This window comes from Roseateles sp., from assembly GCF_049240545.1.
In the GTDB taxonomy this organism is placed as follows: domain Bacteria; phylum Pseudomonadota; class Gammaproteobacteria; order Burkholderiales; family Burkholderiaceae_C; genus Paucibacter_A.
In genome coordinates, this window is the sequence record NZ_JBMLSK010000091.1 from 1 (window position 1) to 1,484 (window position 1,484).

Here is a 1,484-nt window from a genome sequence, read left to right on the forward strand (position 1 = left end):
ACGCTGGGCGGGCGCATGCACGTGCGCTGGGACGAAGGTGCGGCGGCCACGCCGCATGGCCAGCTGGTGTTCTTCGCGGAGTTTTTGGCCGCTACTGGCGTCTTCGAGCGCTGGGTGTCGAATTGCCCGCTGTCCTACCGCAGCGGCAATGCGCCGGACAAACGCGACGTACTGGGCACGCTGATGCTCGGGTTGCTGGCCGGGCATCGGCGCTACGCGCACATCACCGCGCTGCGCGGCGACGCGGTGGCCGCGCAAGCGCTGGGCATGGCCAAGGTGGTCAGCGAAGATGCGCTGCGCCGGGCGCTGGAGCGCATGGACGAAGCAGCCAGCGCGGCATGGATGCGTCCGAGCCTGATGCATTCGGTACACGAGGCCCTGCAGCGGCCGTGGGTGCTGGACATTGATGCCAGCGTCAAGCCACTGTATGGGCGCCAAGAGGGCGCAGAGATTGGCTACAACCCGACCAAGCCCATGCGGCCCAGCCATGTCCTGCACACCTTCCTGGTCAGCAATTTGCGGCTGGTGCTGGACGTGCAGGTGAGCTCAGGCAAACAACACACCAGCGTGCATGCCAAGGCCGCGCTGGGCCAGTTGCTGGACGAACTGGGTGAGCGCCGGCCGGCGCTGGTACGCGGCGATTCGGGTTACGGCAACGAAGGCATCCTTCTGACGCTGGAAAGCCGCAGGCAGCCGTACCTGCTGCGGCTGCGGCAGACCAAGAACGTGCAGCGCCTGGTGGCCCAGCAGTTCTCGCGCCAGGACTGGAGCCGGCCGGACAACCAGGGCTGCCAGATGGTAGAAGCCCAGTTGAAGTTGGACGGCTGGAGCGCCATGCGCCGCGTGGTGGTCGTACGCCAGCGCGTCCGTGGCGGAATCGCGCGTGAGCGGCGCATCGACGGCAAGCAGCTGCGGCTGGACTTTGCGGGCCCCAGCGTTCACGAAGGTGACAAGCTGTGGGAATACGCGGTGCTGGTGACGGATGTGGCCTACCCGCTGGAGTCGATCGGCCAGCTCTACCGCGACCGTGCGGATGCGGAGAACGCCTTCGATGAGTTGAAGAACCAATGGGGGCTGGGCGGGTTCACCACGCAGGACATGAACCGCTGCCAGACCGTGGCCAGAGCCTGCGCGCTGGTCTACAACTGGTGGAGTTGGTACTGCCGCGCCGCCCACCCCGAAGGCCGAATGGAAGCCATCACCAGCCGACCGCTGCTGCTCGCAGCGGTGGGCAAGGCAGCCAACCATGCCAACCAAACGATGCTGTACTTGACGCCGCTACACGGCCGGGTTGACGTACTGCGAAAGCTGATCGCCAACATCGGCGCGGCTTTGCAGCACGTCAAGGCTGCTGCGGAGCAGTTCAAGGATATGGACCGCTGGGCCTGCCTGCTGCGCTACATCAGCAACCGTATCGCCCCAGTCATCGGGCCACCGAGGCTGCCCCAGGCGCTGCCGGCAACGGGGTAACTGCCGGATTTAGG

Annotated in this window: 1 protein-coding gene; it reads left to right on the forward strand. The window is 66.2% G+C overall.

The window, feature by feature from the left end; all coding sequences use genetic code 11:
* Positions 1–1,470, forward strand: a 1,470-nt coding sequence (locus tag ACOVRJ_RS06085; protein WP_422042997.1) for a transposase, incomplete at its 5' end; no start/stop codon positions are given.
* Between the last annotated feature and the right edge of the window lie 14 nt (positions 1,471–1,484).